Origin of the sequence: Chryseobacterium sp. Leaf394, assembly GCF_001424105.1 — a bacterium.
Classification (GTDB): domain Bacteria; phylum Bacteroidota; class Bacteroidia; order Flavobacteriales; family Weeksellaceae; genus Chryseobacterium.
Window position 1 is genome coordinate 1,744,532 of the sequence record NZ_LMQH01000011.1, and the last position, 14,194, is coordinate 1,758,725.

Genomic DNA, 14,194 nt, shown 5'->3' on the forward strand with positions numbered 1-14,194 from the left:
AGCATAAAAAATGCTCTGCCATATTCTACAAATTTGTAGTTAATTACTTAAAATTTGATTGCGTAACCAATGTTAACTGAACTTAACTCTGTACCTTCTTTACTGATACCTTTGTAACTTGCGTAAACTGTATGTTTTTCTGCAAAAGTGTATCCTATTTTCGGCTGATAGTAAAAGCCTCCACCATCAGCATCTCCTGTAAGGAATGCATAGCCTAAATCTGCTCCAAGATTAAAACCTCCGTCAAAGTTGTACTGTGCCGTTGCAGCTACCGGAATAGATCCGATATTAAATTTATAAGACTGAGCAGGAATAGAAATTGGTCCCATAGAAATTCCTGGAACAGTAAATTCTTTACCAAAATAATAAGAATATCCGGTTGTTGCACCCAATTCAAAATTATCAGACAGTGCCCAGGTATAAGCTACATCTACTCCTGCATTGAATGAATATCCGTCATTGAAAGGTAAGCCCGCATGAACACCGACTTTAAATCCATTCTCTTGTGCATTGGCAGCTGTAGTTCCCAGGATCACAAATGATGCGATAAGTAATAGTTTTTTCATTTTTATAGTTTAATTAAGTCTGCTCAAATATATCACAATTTCAAGAACTGACAAATGATTTTTTGGGGGACTTCAGGTCTGACTTGTATCACTCTTTTTATACTTACGAATTCTTCTTTTAAAACAAAAAAGAATCGCCTTTTCAGACGATTCTTTTTGTGTAATTTTTGATAAATATTACTTACCTCCAAACTTAAATCCAACACCTATCTGGAAGAAGCTGTTTTTCAAAGTTTCGTTTCCTTCTGGATTTTTGATCATGTTTGAAACTCCGAGATTGTATCTTGCGTCGAAGAACAATCCGTTGTTCAGTGTATATTCTGCTCCGATGAAAGGTGCAAGGTTAAGAGAATTTACTTCATCCTTGATATCTTCAGTTCCGCTTTCTGAAGCAGACTGTCCCATTCCTGAAGCTGTTACAGAATATTCTGCTTCAGCCATTGTTACGATACCAACATTTAAACCTAATCCGAATGCAAGATTTTCTGTAGCGAAATATTTTGCACTTACAGGAATCTGTACCATTCCGAATTTAATTTCAGACTTTGCAGTGGCGTTTACAGTTACTCCCATTTCTGTTACAGTGAAAGATTCTTCCTGCTTACCTCCAAGCGGTGAATACAAAACTTCCCCCTGAATACCAAATTTGTCGTTGAACTTATATTCAACAAATGCACCTGCATAGAAAGTAGATTTTGCGTCAAATTTTTCAGACTGTCCCTCACCTTTTAATTTCAGTGTAGATAACGAGTAACCTGCTTTTGGCCCGAATTTCACCGACTGTGCGTTTGCAGCTGTAGTTCCCAAGATCGCAAATGATGCGATAAGTAATAGTTTTTTCATTTTTTATAGTTAAATAATTGCGGTTCAAATATATCACAATTTAAAGAACTGCCAAATGTTTTTTCAGTCATAAGATTCTGATTTTTATCACCTTTCATTTTATGATACCCGAGATTTCGTATAGAGCCCATTATCACAATGTTTATAGCCAAAAAAAGAACCGTCTTGCGGGACGGTTCTTTTAATATTGTATCAGGCGACTTTTAGTTTCCTCCAAATTTGAAACCTACACCAACCTGTAAAAAGCTGTTTGTAACTTTTCCTTCACTTTTAGAAAGATCTGAAACACCGTAATTGTATCTTGCATCAAAGAACAATCCGTTTTCAAGCATATATTCAACACCTAAGAAAGGAGCGATGTTTAATGTATTCACTTCATCCTTGATATCCACATCATCATCACCAGCTATTTCAAGACCTGGAATTCCAATACCTGCATCGATTACAGTTTTTTGCTTCGCTGATAAGATCAGGCCGAAACTAGCTCCCAAACCAACAGATAAATTTTCAGTGATGAAATACTTTGCTGAAACAGGGATGATTAAAGTACCAAAAGTAAGTTTAGATTTCTCTCTGAAATAAAGCTGACCTTCACTTACGTTGTAGTCTTCTTTACCCCCAAGCGGCGAGTACAGCAATTCTCCCTGGATACCAAAAGTATCACTGAATTTGTGTTCCACTAAACCTCCAACATAAAATGTATGCGAAGGATCTGTGCTTCTCGCTTCCAGATCATCCTGAGCTTCATCCACCTTAATGGTTGACAAAGAGTAACCGGCTTTCACACCAAATCTCGTTTCCTGTCCGTTTAACGCTGTAGTTCCCAGCAACCCAACGGCTGCAATCAGTAATAGTTTTTTCATCTTTTAATAAATTTTTAACAAATTTTAAGACTCCAAATATATCACATTTTCAGGAACTGCCAAATATTTTTAATTATTTTTCAAAATTATTGTTCACTCTGCTTTTTGTCTTCCTCGTTATAAGCTAAAATAATCTTTTTAACTACAGGATGCCTCACTACATCTTCCTCTGTAAGATGCACAAAACCAATCTCTTTCACGTCTTTTAGAATTCTCATAGCTTCACGCAGACCGGACTGTTGTTTTGGCGGCAAGTCAACCTGGCTGGGATCTCCGGTGATGATGAATTTAGCATTCATACCCATCCTCGTAAGGAACATTTTCATTTGGGAACGCGTTGTGTTCTGAGCTTCATCCAGAATAACAAAGGCATCATCCAGTGTTCTCCCTCTCATAAAGGCAAGCGGTGCAACTTCTATAACTCTCTTTTCCATGAAACCTTCCAGCTTCTCGTGTGGAATCATATCACGGAGTGCGTCATAAAGCGGCTGCATATAAGGATCGAGCTTTTCTTTCAGGTCACCAGGCAAAAATCCAAGGCTTTCGCCAGCTTCCACTGCGGGTCTCGTTAAAATAATTCTTTTAACCTCCTTATTTCTCAACGCTCTCGCCGCCAATGCAACACTGGTGTAAGTTTTACCGGTTCCTGCAGGCCCGATGGCAAAAACCATATCTTTTTTATCAGTTTCCTTTACCAGTTTTTTAAGGTTGGTGGTTTTAGCCTTAATGATTTTACCGTTAACACCTTTTACAATGATATCCTGATCGAAAACAAGTTGTTTTTCATTCTCATCTTTTAGATTAAGAATACTTTCAAGATCTTTCAGGCCGATAGAATTATTATTGGAAATAAATTTGACGATATCGTCCAGTTTTTGTTTAAATATATCTAAAGCTTCCTGATTTCCCATGGCAAAAACAGAATGGTCTCTGCCGGTAATTTTAAGAGTAGGAAAGCTTGATTTTATCAAATTGAAATATTGGTTATTCACCCCGTAGAAGATTTTCACATCGACATCTTCCAGATCATAGGTCAGTTCAAACATGCAAATAGTTTATTTTATAATTTTTAAAGTTAAATTATTTTTTCTAAAATTATCCAAATACTTTTCCACAATTTGGGCATCTGTTTTTTAATTTTTAAATATCTTTGCGTTTCGCATTTCTACGCTTTTCTCATGTCTATTATTACGCTTACCTCAGATTTCGGAACTTTAGATTACAGGGTTGCAGCCATCAAAGGCAGCATTCTTTCGCTGAACCGTGAAGTAAATATTACAGACATTACGCACGGCATACAGGCATTTAATCTGGTGCAGACTTCCCATATTGTAAGAAATGCCTACAAATTTTTCCCGAAAGGCAGCATTCATATTATAGCTACTGACAGCTTTTATCACAAATCCAGGAGAAATATCCTGTACAAAGCCGACGGATCATACTTTATTGCTGCTGACAATGGTGTTTTAAGCCTGATTTTTTTCGACATTAAACCGGAAGCAATCTACGAAATCACCCTCAACAACAGATTTGATGATGTTGTAAGCTTTACTTCCACTGATGTTTTCGTTCCTGTAGCTGTACATTTGGCGAACGGCGGACTCCCGGAAGTGATCGGCAGAAAAATAGATTCCGCAAAACAACTTTCATTTCCTAAGCCTGTTTATAATGAATCTGAAAAAATAATGGTCGGTGAAGTGACTTATATTGATAATTTCGGAAATATAATCTCAAATATCAACAGAGAGTTTTTTGAAACAATAGGTCGTGGTCAGGAGAATTTTACCATCAAATTCAGAAATCTGAGCCTGTCCAAAATATTTTCAACCCATACCGAACTGGTTTCCGACTGGGAGCGCGAAACAGAGTACCACGGGCAGTCTGCAGCTATTTTCAATGACAGTGATCTGTTGGAACTTACCATTTACAAAGGCAGTAAAAAGAACGGGGCAAAAAGTCTCTTCGGATTGAATGTGGGAGAAAAAATATTCATTCAGTTTTCATAAAATTATACATTTCGTAAAAAAACCGATTTTTTTTATATATTTGTCAAAATCTAAAATTTAAAAATGGCAGAATACAAATTATTGCTTCCTTCAATGGGTGAAGGCGTTATGGAAGCTACAGTGATCACTTGGTTATTCAATGAAGGTGATCAGGTAAAGGAGGATGATTCGGTAGTAGAAATTGCAACAGATAAGGTAGATTCAGACGTTCCGACACCGGTTTCGGGGAAAATTGTAAAAATCCTGAAGCAGAAAGACGAAGTTGCAAAAGTAGGTGAAGCCATCGCTATTTTAGAAATTGAAGGAGAAGGCGGAAGTACCGCTTCTGAAGAAGCAAAAACCGAAACTCCTACTCCGGATGCAGAAACCATCAAAGCAATTGAAGAACCTTTAAATCCTACAGCAACTTCTCATGTAGAGTTTTCGGGAGATCTTTATTTGTCTCCACTTGTAAAATCTATTGCTCAGGAAGAAAATATTTCTGAATCTGAACTGAAAACCATCAAAGGTAGCGGTCTGGAAGGAAGAATTAACAAAGAAGATATTTTAGCGCACGTTGCCAACAGAGGAAATCAGCCTGCTCAACGGGTGGTTCAGCAACAGGCTGCTCCGGTTCAGTCTACATCTACCCCACCGGCAGCAACTTCAGCTCCGGCTTCAACAATTTCTGTTGGTGCAGGTGATGAAATCATTCCTATGGACAGAATGAGAAAGATCATCGCTGAAAACATGGTAAAAGCAAAACAGATTGCTCCTCACGTAACTTCTTTCATCGAAACCGATGTAACCAACGTTGTAAAATGGAGAGCGAAGAACAAAGATATGTTCGAGAAACGTGAAGGTGAAAAACTGACGTTCATGCCGATCTTCGTAAAAGCTATTGTAAAAGCGATTCAGGATTTCCCAATGATCAATGTTTCGATCAATGGAGATAACATCATTAAGAAGAAAAATATCAATATCGGTATGGCAACTGCTTTACCAGACGGAAATCTTATTGTTCCTGTCATCAAAAATGCAGATCAGTTATCGCTTTCAGGTTTGGCAAAAGCCATCAACGATTTGGCCTACAGAGCAAGAAATAAAAAATTAAGACCAGAAGATACTCAGGGTGCAACATATACTATTTCTAACGTAGGAAGCTTTGGGAATTTAATGGGAACACCTATTATTCCTCAGCCTCAGGTGGCGATTATGGCGATTGGAGCAATCGTTAAAAAACCAGCAGTTCTTGAAACTAAGGATGGTGATGTAATCGCAATCCGTCAGTTGATGTTCATGTCTCACTCATATGATCACAGAGTGGTAGACGGTTCTTTGGGTGGAATGATGCTGAAGCACGTTCACGATTATCTTCAGAACTGGGATCTAAACACGGAAATATAAGTAATGAGTAATTGGTAATGAGTAATTGGCTCAGCACCGATTTCAGATACAAAACCTTCAGAAATTTTTCCGGAGGTTTTTTTTATTATTCTGATTTTATTTGTGAATTTAAGTCATACTTTATCTCCGTATTTAGTTTGAATCGTTTATTATCATCAATCAGATAAATACTTTTTAGACTATCATTTTTATCAATATCAATTACCATATCAAATTTATTTTTTTTGCTTGATTTTAAGATTTCATATAACTGATCCGGATCAAGATTGATTCTCATTTCTAAAATTCGATCATAAGCATAATCTACTGTTTCTTTTTTCGCTATATTCTTTTTGTGTAATGTAAGATTTAATTCATCCATCAGATTTGCTTCCAAAAGTTTACTTTTGTTTAAAAGATTTCCATTCACTAGTGAATCAGCATAATCATTTTTACGTCGGGAAAAATTATAGAAAGATACCGGTTCAGACGAAAGACCGGAAAATTCGGAATCACTTTTCAAATTTAAATAAGGAATTATTTTCTTATCACTACGGGCAAAAAACACCATTTTTTCTCTGGTGAAATAATTATTAAACCATGGTTTTAACACTTCTTTAGCTTTGAAATTTTGTATAATTTTTTCATTCATAATAAGCTGAAACATATTATGTTTTCCAAATTTTATTTCAATATTATTATCTTCACTTATGTTTTGTAGAAGAACCTCTGAAGGTAGATAACCATTAAATTCATAAAATTTATCATCTACATAATTAAACCATAGCAAATACAATTTTTCAGGAACAAATTCTTTTTTAATCGATTCATTATATTGTATATCTGAAATAGATACAGAATCTTCTTTAATATAAAATCGATTCTCAAGTTTTGCAATTATAATATTATCACTTTGATTTAAACTTAGATCATAATCGAATTTTGAAATACGATTATAAGAAATCTCATTATAAATCATTCCTATAATCAGTCCAAAAGTGAAAAATGTTAATATACTGTTCCAAATTTTATTAACCATTGTTAAAAGCTTTAGCCATTCCTTTCAGCCACAATACAAAGAAAGTTAAGACGATCAAAAATATTATAAGAAAAATTAAAAATATTACATAAATAATTCTGACAATTTTATTGTCGGTAATCAGAACAGTCGTAAAAACCAAAGAAATGTTTGCTATAAGAAGAAACTTATAATCCTGAAAAGAAAGATCATCAAATAGTATAGAACGCTGTAAGAAGAATAAATGCGAGAATATAAAAACCATGGGAACCAGTATAGTGGTTGCAGATGTTTTTTGCAAAATTCCAAAAATCTTCTTATTGATTTCAGACATTTAAATAAAATTTTAAAATAGAAAACAAACATAAATAAAAAGCTGGATTAAACTTCATAATGATTTAAATTTTACTAAAAATTTAAGAAGTAGATTTTCTTTTTCATAATTTTTGACATAAATTTGAAGTATGCGTAAAATTTTCATTTATCTCCGCAGAAGCCTCAAAAAATCCTTTGACAACATCCGAAACGAACAACTGAAAAATAATCTTCTTCAGGCAATTCCGTTTTGGATAGGCTCGGTGATTACAGGTTTTTTTGCCGTGATGTATGCGAAAATATTTGCGTGGGGTGAAAATCTGCTGCATTTTATTCTCAACTGGCACGACTGGATGATTTTCCTCATCGCTCCGGTTGGTTTTGTGCTTTCGTGGTGGCTGGTAAAAGAATTTGCTCCCAATGCCAAAGGAAGTGGAATTCCGCAGGTAATGGCAGCTGTAGAGCTGGCGAATCCGAAAGAGCATAAAAAAATACGAAGTCTTTTAAGTTTAAAAATTATTGTATTTAAAATTATCTCATCTGTCGTTTTGGTGATCGGTGGTGGTGCTGTAGGTCGTGAAGGTCCGACAATTCAGATTTCAGGGTCTGTCTTCAGGAAAGTAAACGAATATCTTCCGGAATGGTGGCCGAAAATTTCCAAGAAAAATATGATTATGACCGGAGCTGCAGCAGGACTGGCAGCGGCATTTAATACTCCTCTCGGCGGAATTGTTTTTGCAGTTGAGGAACTTTCAAAAACACATATTAATTACTTTAAAACTGCTCTTTTTACGGCTGTAATTATTGCAGGATTAACGGCTCAGACTTTAGCGGGTTCTTATTTATATTTAGGGTATCCAAAAACCGGTGATGTTTCATTGATGGTGATGTTTCCGATCATTTTAGTGGCTGGAACTGCAGGAATTCTGGCAAGTCAGCTTTCTGTCATCATGCTGAAAATGAGTGACTGGAAAAAAAGAAAACTCAAAACCGACAGAGCCAATGTGTTATTTCTTGTTGGCTGTGCTTTACTGATTGCCTGCATCTCATTTTTCATCAGCCGTGAAATTTTAGGCTCAGGTAAAGAAATCATGGAACGCGTACTTTTCACAAAAGATAAACACGAAGACTGGTACGTTCCCATCCTGAGAATGCTGGGTCCTGCCCTTTCTTTCACTTCGGGTGGCGCGGGTGGAATTTTTGCTCCGGCTTTAACGGCTGGTGCAAGTATCGGATCTGTGATTTCGGGAGTAATCCATTTAACTCCAAATGAAACCAACGTTGTCATTCTTGCCGGAATGGTTGCTTTCTTAACAGGAATTACGAGAGCTCCGTTTACCTCTGCGATTATTGTTCTGGAAATGACCGACAGACATTCATTAATTTTCCACCTGATGCTTGCAGGAATGGTTTCTTCCCTGTTTTCTATTTTGGTAAGCCGACATTCTTTATATGATGTTTTGAAAATGAATTTTCTGGAAGAAATTCGGAAATAATTCTTGATGATTTGATTTTTTTTAGTATTTTTAGTTAACTAAAAATAATTATTATGAAAAAAATTCTATTTTCGGGCTTTCTAGCTCTTTCATTAGGTTTATCTGCACAGACTTATTGTGGCCCTTTAACTTTTGGATATATCGATCCAGATGACCCTTTCTGGAATGAGAATGGTGATGAACCAATTACATTAGTCAACTTTGCTGGTATCAATAACACGACAGATGACGAGGAATATGTGGGAACATTTCATCAAATGTTTCTGTCGCAGACAGCAAATGTAGCCCGGGAAGGCTCATACAACATCACCCTAAAAGGAAATACCGCTGGAAATTACACCAATCTTTTTGTTGTTTTTATAGACTGGAATCAAAATGGAGTTCTTAATGATGCAGGAGAAGTTTATGAAATAGCACAAACTATCACCAACTCGACAGGTCTGGACTCTGAACAGGCAGTACATTCCATTACAGTTCCCGCAACAGCCGCTTTGGGAAATACACGGATGAGAGTAAAAAAATTATATGATGACGATGATGCTATTGACGATCTCCTGAACCCATGTATCGGAGGAATGTTTGGGCAGGCGGAAGATTATACAGTCTCAGTGTCGGCTGCGGCACTTTCTGTGACTGATATTGCAAAGAGTAAGTCAGATTTTAAGTTATATCCTAATCCGGTATCTCAATATCTAAATTATGAATTTAGCGTAAAAATAAAATCTATAACTGTTAGTGATCAAAATGGTAGAATTGTTTTGAGACAACTGCCAGACGGACAAAAAGGAAGTATTGATCTATCAACACTTACAGCAGGCGTCTATATTGTTCAGGCACAAACTGAAAATGGTATTGTAACGGAGAAAATTATCAAAAAATAGATAAAATTCAATTAGCTATTGAAAGACCTTTTTTATCAAGGTCTTTTTTTGTTGGATTATGCATGACATCTTGTGTATTAGAAAAATAATGTATATTTTTGCACCTCGAAATAATTAACAAATTCATTTAACATTATGAACAATTACGAAACTGTTTTCATTTTAACTCCCGTTCTATCTGAGTCTCAGGTGGAGGAAGCAGTGAACAAGTATGTAGATCTTTTGAAAGAAAAGAACTGTGAAATTGTCACTAGAGAAAATTGGGGATTAAAAAAATTAGCTTATCCGATTCAATTGAAGAAGAACGGATTCTACACTTTAATCGAATTTAAAGGAGAAGGTTCTGTAGTAGCTGATCTTGAATTGGCATTTAAGCGTGACGAGAGAGTAATCCGTTACCTTACTACAAAATTAGACAAGCACGCTGTAGAGTACGCTGTTACAAGAAGAGCAAAAGTAAAAGCAGCTAAAGCTTAATCATTAACCAATTATTTAAAAAAGACAAGACATGGCAATAGACGATATGGCTAAACAAGCCTCAGCTGGTGGAGAATCTGAAGTAAAATTCCTTACACCACTTGATATCAATACTAAAACTGATAAAAAGTACTGTAGATTCAAAAAATTTGGAATTAAGCACGTTGATTACAAAGATGCTGATTTCTTATTACAGTTCGTAAACGAGCAAGGTAAAATCTTACCAAGAAGATACACTGGTACTTCTTTGAAATACCAGAGAAAAGTTTCTTCTGCTATCAAAAGAGCAAGACACTTATCTTTACTACCTTACGTAGCTGATTTATTGAAATAAAAAATTTGCAATTAGCCATTAGCTCTTTCGCTTTTGGCTTTTTGTTGCTGAATTAATATTAAATTCTAACGATGTGACGAGAAAATCCGAATTAAACCGGAACTCTGAACACTTAAACGGACAACAACAATGGATATTATCTTAAAAAAAGACGTAGAAAATTTAGGTCTTGAATTCGACACAGTAAGCGTAAAGCCAGGATATGCAAGAAACTTCCTGTTACCTCAGGGTTTCGCTCTTTTGGCTACTCCTAAAAACAAAGCTGCTTTAGAAGCTACTTTGGAATCTAGAAAAGAAGAAGAGGCAAAATTAGTTGCTACTGCAACTGCTATCGTTGACCAATTGAAGAAAACTTCTGTTACAATCCCTGCAAAAGTAGGTTCTGGTGACAAATTATTCGGATCTATCAACAATGCAGATCTTGCTGCCGCTCTTGCTAAAGCAGGTGTACAGGTAGACAAGAAATACATCAAGATTCCTGGTAACACAATCAAGAGAACTGGTAAAGTAACTGCTAACATCAGACTACACAGAAACGTTGAATACAACTTCGAATTCGATATTGTTTCTGATGCTCCGGTAGAAGCTCCTAAACCAGCTGCTCCTAAAGCTAAAGTTGAAGAAACTCCTTCTTCAGAAGAAGCATAAGCTCAAAGAGATTTTCTCAAATATACAAACCACTTCGCAAGAGGTGGTTTTTTTGTGGATAACGGTTATTTAGATCATTCAGTTTAATGGAATGGTGGAGATAAAACATTAAGTTGAGTACAAATAAAAAACCGGAAAAATATTCCGGTTTTTTATTTATGATTTTGGTTTCCAGCTATTAAAAAAAGTTTTTACTTTTTCTAAACCGTAACCTTTTCCATCTTCCAAAACAGCACTGTCCTGCGTATGAATCTGTTTTCCGTTTTTATCTAAAACAATAAATACAGGATAGCCCAACTTGTCTCCAGGATTGCCATATTTAGCGAAAATCTTTTCATTTTTATTATCCGGCGACCAATTCAAATGATAGTAAACATAATTATCATCTACCAGTTTCTTCAATTCTGGTGTAGTCTGAACGTACTGATTAAATCTAAGGCACCAAATACACCAGTTCCCACCAGCCTGAATCATTATGTTCTTATTTTCTTTTTTAGCCTTCGCAATCAATGCCTGAATATCTTTTTCAGCATTTGCTTTAGCATCATAAGGTTTGGGAAGTTTGGCTTTCTCCTCAGCCGCAACTTTCTTCTTCGCTTCGGCATCCAATTCTTTATGATCTGTCTTTACCAGTAACGATTTATCATTTTCAGGTTTTTCCACCTTGGTTTCCGTCTGAGCAAAAACCAGGTTTCCTGCAAGCAAAAAACCGAGTGCTCCAATTATTTTTATATTTCGTTTCATTTATATTAAATTAAAAAACAGTAGCTAAGTTAAATAATTATGTTAATATTTCAGCGATTTCAATCCAAAAACCTTAGAATTTTAAAGTTATAAAACAGCCGTTTTAATATAATAAGATTAATCTCCAGATATAAACAGTTTCCAAAACTAAGAAATCTGCATTTTTCAGGTTTACTTTTATCAAACATAACGCCGTCATTTTTTTAATCATTATATTTGTGTACTCTATGAATATTCTCATTAAAATACTTTATCTCATTTCCAGGCTACCTCTGAAAGTACTATATGTTTTTTCAGATTTGTTTTTCTACATGAATTATTATTTTATTGGTTACAGAAAAAAAGTAATTACAGAAAATCTGGTAAAATCGTTCCCACAAAAAAGTGTGCAGGAAATTGCCGCAATCAGAAAGAAATTTTACCGTAATTTCTTCGATTATCTTGCCGAGACAGTGAAATCTTTCACGATGTCTGAAACTGAAGCAAGAGTGAGAATGCAGCATATCAATCAACATCATTTTCACGATACCAAAGCCGAAGGTAAGAATGTAATTCTGATGGCAGGACACGTTTTCAACTGGGAATGGATGAACGCTCTGGCAAGTTTAACACCCCAAAGTCATACCCATCCCGTATACAGAAAAGTAAACAGCAACTTCTGGGAAAATGAGATGAAAAAAGTGAGAAACAATTTCGGAAACGAAGCCATTGAAGCCAAAGAAGTGATCATGAAAATCTTCAGAACACCAAACGATGGCGATTCTGTATTTCTCTTTGTTGCAGATCAGACGCCGCATGTTGCTCATGTGAATTATGGATTGGAATTTCTGAACCAAAGAACGCCTGCATTCATAGGTTACGACAAGCTGGCTACACGTCTGGATATGGCAGTGATCTATTGCGAAATGAAGAAAGTAAAACGCGGATATTATCAGGTAAATTACTATAGAATTTATCCAGACGGAGAAAAATTTGTAGAAAATGAAGTGGTTAGAAAATTTCACAAACATCTTGAAAACACGATCAATAAATATCCCGACAATTATCTGTGGTCTCACAGAAAATGGAAATATCAGTCTGCAATTAAAAATTTTGATGCTGTAAAAACCAATGTATGAAGTCGAAAATTGCAGTAGTTATTCTCAACTGGAACGGAAAAAGCTGGCTTGAAAAATTTTTGCCGTCAGTTCTTAAATATTCAGATGATGCTGAAATCTACGTCATCGACAATGCTTCAACTGACGAATCTGTAGAGATTTTAAGAAAGTATTTCCCATCAGTAAAGATTATTATTAACGATAAAAATTATGGCTTCGCCGGTGGTTATAATGAAGGATTGAAGCACGTTGACGCTGAAATATACTGTATTCTAAACTCTGATGTGGAAGTTACCGACAACTGGATTCTTCCGGTTTTAAATTTATTTGAAACCAATTCTTCAATTGCCGCGATTCAGCCAAAAATTCTGTCTTACAACAATCGTGAGTACTTCGAATTTGCCGGTGCTGCAGGTGGTTTAATCGACAATCTGGGCTATCCTTACTGCAGAGGCAGAATCTTCGATGATGTTGAAAAAGATCTGGGTCAGTACAACGACGAAACTGAGATTTTCTGGGCTTCAGGATGCTGTCTTTTTATCCGTTCTGAAGATTTTTGGGAACAGAAGGGTTTTGATGAAAGATTTTTTGCCCATCAGGAAGAGATCGATTTGTGCTGGAGATTAATCAATTCTGGTAAGAAAATATTTTACACAGGAAAGTCAGAAGTTTATCACGTTGGAGGCGGAACTTTAAATAAACAAAGTGCTCAGAAAACCTTTTTAAATATCAGGAATAACCTTTCTATGATGCTTAAAAACTTACCGTTTCCAAAGCTGATCGGAATTTTATTTTTAAGAATGTTGCTGGATGGAATTGCATCAGTTTATTTCGGTTTAAAGAACGGATTTCCCCACTTCTGGGCTGTTGCGCGAGGACATTACGGCTTTTATACCCATATTCCGGGAACCCTGAAACGGCGGCAGAAATTTCAGAAGGAAAATTATTATCAGTCTAAATGGTTAATTTTTAAACATTTTTTAAAATAATGAATCTCGTTTTCGATACTTTTTATTTTAATGAAAATAAAGCCAATACGATTTGTCTAGCCTTCGAAAACTGGGATGCAATTGCTCCAGATTTCGAATTTTCTGAGATCAAATCCGGTATTTCAGAATACATTCCAGGTGAATTTTACAAAAGAGAATTGCCATGTATTCTGAGCCTTTTAGATCAAATTAAAACACAGATTAATGATATTTCCTGTATCATTATCGACGGTTTTGTTTTTTTAGATGATGAATATAAACCGGGTTTAGGTAAACATTTATTTGACAGCTTAAACAGAGAAATTCCTGTTATCGGAGTTGCTAAAACCAATTTTGCAACGGTTGAAAAACTCAAATCAGAATTGTACAGAGGCGAAAGTAAAACTCCGTTATATATTTCAAGTGTTGGAATTGAGATGGAAGACGCTTTAAATTTAGTAAAAAACATGCACGGTAATTACAGAATCCCGACACTTCTGAAAAAAGTTGATACGATGACCAGAGAATTTGAAATTTGAGATTCGAGATTTGAGATTTGAAATTTGAGCGTGA

At 35.6% G+C, this 14,194-nt stretch carries 17 protein-coding genes; 10 read left to right on the plus strand and 7 right to left on the minus strand.

Annotated elements, in window-relative coordinates:
• Positions 1–47: 47 nt before the first annotated feature.
• The 4 genes from ASG21_RS12610 to ASG21_RS12625 all read right to left on the minus strand — a co-directional run bounded on the left by ASG21_RS12610 (position 48) and on the right by ASG21_RS12625 (position 3,318).
• Positions 48–566 (minus strand): outer membrane beta-barrel protein, encoded by a 519-nt coding sequence (locus ASG21_RS12610; protein WP_056080576.1) that lies wholly within the window; start codon positions 564–566, stop codon positions 48–50.
• A 177-nt stretch (positions 567–743) separates the two neighbouring features.
• On the minus strand, positions 744–1,409 hold the full coding sequence (locus ASG21_RS12615) for a porin family protein (RefSeq protein ID WP_056080581.1): 666 nt from the start codon (positions 1,407–1,409) through the stop codon (positions 744–746).
• A 203-nt stretch (positions 1,410–1,612) separates the two neighbouring features.
• Positions 1,613–2,272, minus strand: a complete 660-nt coding sequence (locus ASG21_RS12620) for a porin family protein (protein WP_056080582.1) — start codon at positions 2,270–2,272, stop codon at positions 1,613–1,615.
• Positions 2,273–2,358: 86 nt separating this feature from the next.
• Complete coding sequence (locus tag ASG21_RS12625; RefSeq protein WP_056080585.1) at positions 2,359–3,318, minus strand: PhoH family protein; 960 nt, start codon at positions 3,316–3,318, stop codon at positions 2,359–2,361.
• 132 nt (positions 3,319–3,450) lie between these two features.
• Here ASG21_RS12625 and ASG21_RS12630 point away from each other — a divergent pair, with 132 nt between their 5' ends.
• Positions 3,451–4,278: an SAM-dependent chlorinase/fluorinase gene (locus ASG21_RS12630; RefSeq protein ID WP_056080588.1), complete on the plus strand. Its 828-nt coding sequence runs from the start codon at positions 3,451–3,453 to the stop codon at positions 4,276–4,278.
• 63 nt (positions 4,279–4,341) lie between these two features.
• Complete coding sequence (locus ASG21_RS12635; protein WP_056080591.1) at positions 4,342–5,664, plus strand: dihydrolipoamide acetyltransferase family protein; 1,323 nt, start codon at positions 4,342–4,344, stop codon at positions 5,662–5,664.
• An 85-nt stretch (positions 5,665–5,749) separates the two neighbouring features.
• Here ASG21_RS12635 and ASG21_RS12640 read toward each other — a convergent pair whose 3' ends face one another.
• Both ASG21_RS12640 and ASG21_RS12645 read right to left on the minus strand, forming a co-directional pair.
• Complete coding sequence (locus ASG21_RS12640) at positions 5,750–6,682, minus strand: hypothetical protein (protein WP_056080594.1); 933 nt, start codon at positions 6,680–6,682, stop codon at positions 5,750–5,752.
• Entirely contained in the window at positions 6,675–6,995 is a 321-nt protein-coding gene (locus tag ASG21_RS12645; RefSeq protein WP_056080597.1) for a hypothetical protein, read from the minus strand. Before ASG21_RS12645 ends, ASG21_RS12640 begins: the two co-directional genes overlap by 8 nt.
• Before the next feature lie 130 nt (positions 6,996–7,125).
• On the opposite strand from ASG21_RS12645, the gene ASG21_RS12650 reads away from it, so the two are divergent.
• From ASG21_RS12650 to rplI, 5 genes are all read left to right on the plus strand, one after another.
• Entirely contained in the window at positions 7,126–8,472 is a 1,347-nt protein-coding gene (locus ASG21_RS12650; RefSeq protein ID WP_056080600.1) for a chloride channel protein, read from the plus strand.
• A 53-nt stretch (positions 8,473–8,525) separates the two neighbouring features.
• Positions 8,526–9,353 (plus strand): T9SS type A sorting domain-containing protein, encoded by an 828-nt coding sequence (locus tag ASG21_RS12655; protein WP_056080604.1) that lies wholly within the window; start codon positions 8,526–8,528, stop codon positions 9,351–9,353.
• A 135-nt stretch (positions 9,354–9,488) separates the two neighbouring features.
• A complete protein-coding gene (gene rpsF / locus ASG21_RS12660; protein ID WP_056080605.1) occupies positions 9,489–9,830 on the plus strand; it encodes a 30S ribosomal protein S6 in 342 nt (113 codons plus the stop codon).
• Positions 9,831–9,861: 31 nt separating this feature from the next.
• Positions 9,862–10,164 carry a 30S ribosomal protein S18 gene (gene rpsR, locus ASG21_RS12665; RefSeq protein WP_056031600.1) on the plus strand — a complete coding sequence of 101 codons (303 nt, stop codon included), beginning with the start codon at positions 9,862–9,864 and terminating at the stop codon, positions 10,162–10,164.
• 129 nt (positions 10,165–10,293) lie between these two features.
• Complete coding sequence (gene rplI, locus ASG21_RS12670) at positions 10,294–10,812, plus strand: 50S ribosomal protein L9 (RefSeq protein ID WP_056080608.1); 519 nt, start codon at positions 10,294–10,296, stop codon at positions 10,810–10,812.
• A 156-nt stretch (positions 10,813–10,968) separates the two neighbouring features.
• Here rplI and ASG21_RS12675 read toward each other — a convergent pair whose 3' ends face one another.
• Positions 10,969–11,556, minus strand: a complete 588-nt coding sequence (locus ASG21_RS12675; RefSeq protein ID WP_056080611.1) for a thioredoxin family protein — start codon at positions 11,554–11,556, stop codon at positions 10,969–10,971.
• A 227-nt stretch (positions 11,557–11,783) separates the two neighbouring features.
• On the opposite strand from ASG21_RS12675, the gene ASG21_RS12680 reads away from it, so the two are divergent.
• The 3 genes from ASG21_RS12680 to ASG21_RS12690 are packed head-to-tail and all read left to right on the plus strand — an operon-like array spanning position 11,784 to position 14,160.
• Positions 11,784–12,674: a lysophospholipid acyltransferase family protein gene (locus ASG21_RS12680; RefSeq protein WP_056080613.1), complete on the plus strand. Its 891-nt coding sequence runs from the start codon at positions 11,784–11,786 to the stop codon at positions 12,672–12,674.
• Positions 12,671–13,642 carry a glycosyltransferase family 2 protein gene (locus ASG21_RS12685; protein ID WP_056080616.1) on the plus strand — a complete coding sequence of 324 codons (972 nt, stop codon included), beginning with the start codon at positions 12,671–12,673 and terminating at the stop codon, positions 13,640–13,642. Before ASG21_RS12680 ends, ASG21_RS12685 begins: the two co-directional genes overlap by 4 nt.
• On the plus strand, positions 13,642–14,160 hold the full coding sequence (locus ASG21_RS12690) for an endonuclease V (RefSeq protein WP_056080619.1): 519 nt from the start codon (positions 13,642–13,644) through the stop codon (positions 14,158–14,160). Before ASG21_RS12685 ends, ASG21_RS12690 begins: the two co-directional genes overlap by 1 nt.
• Positions 14,161–14,194: the final 34 nt, after the last annotated feature.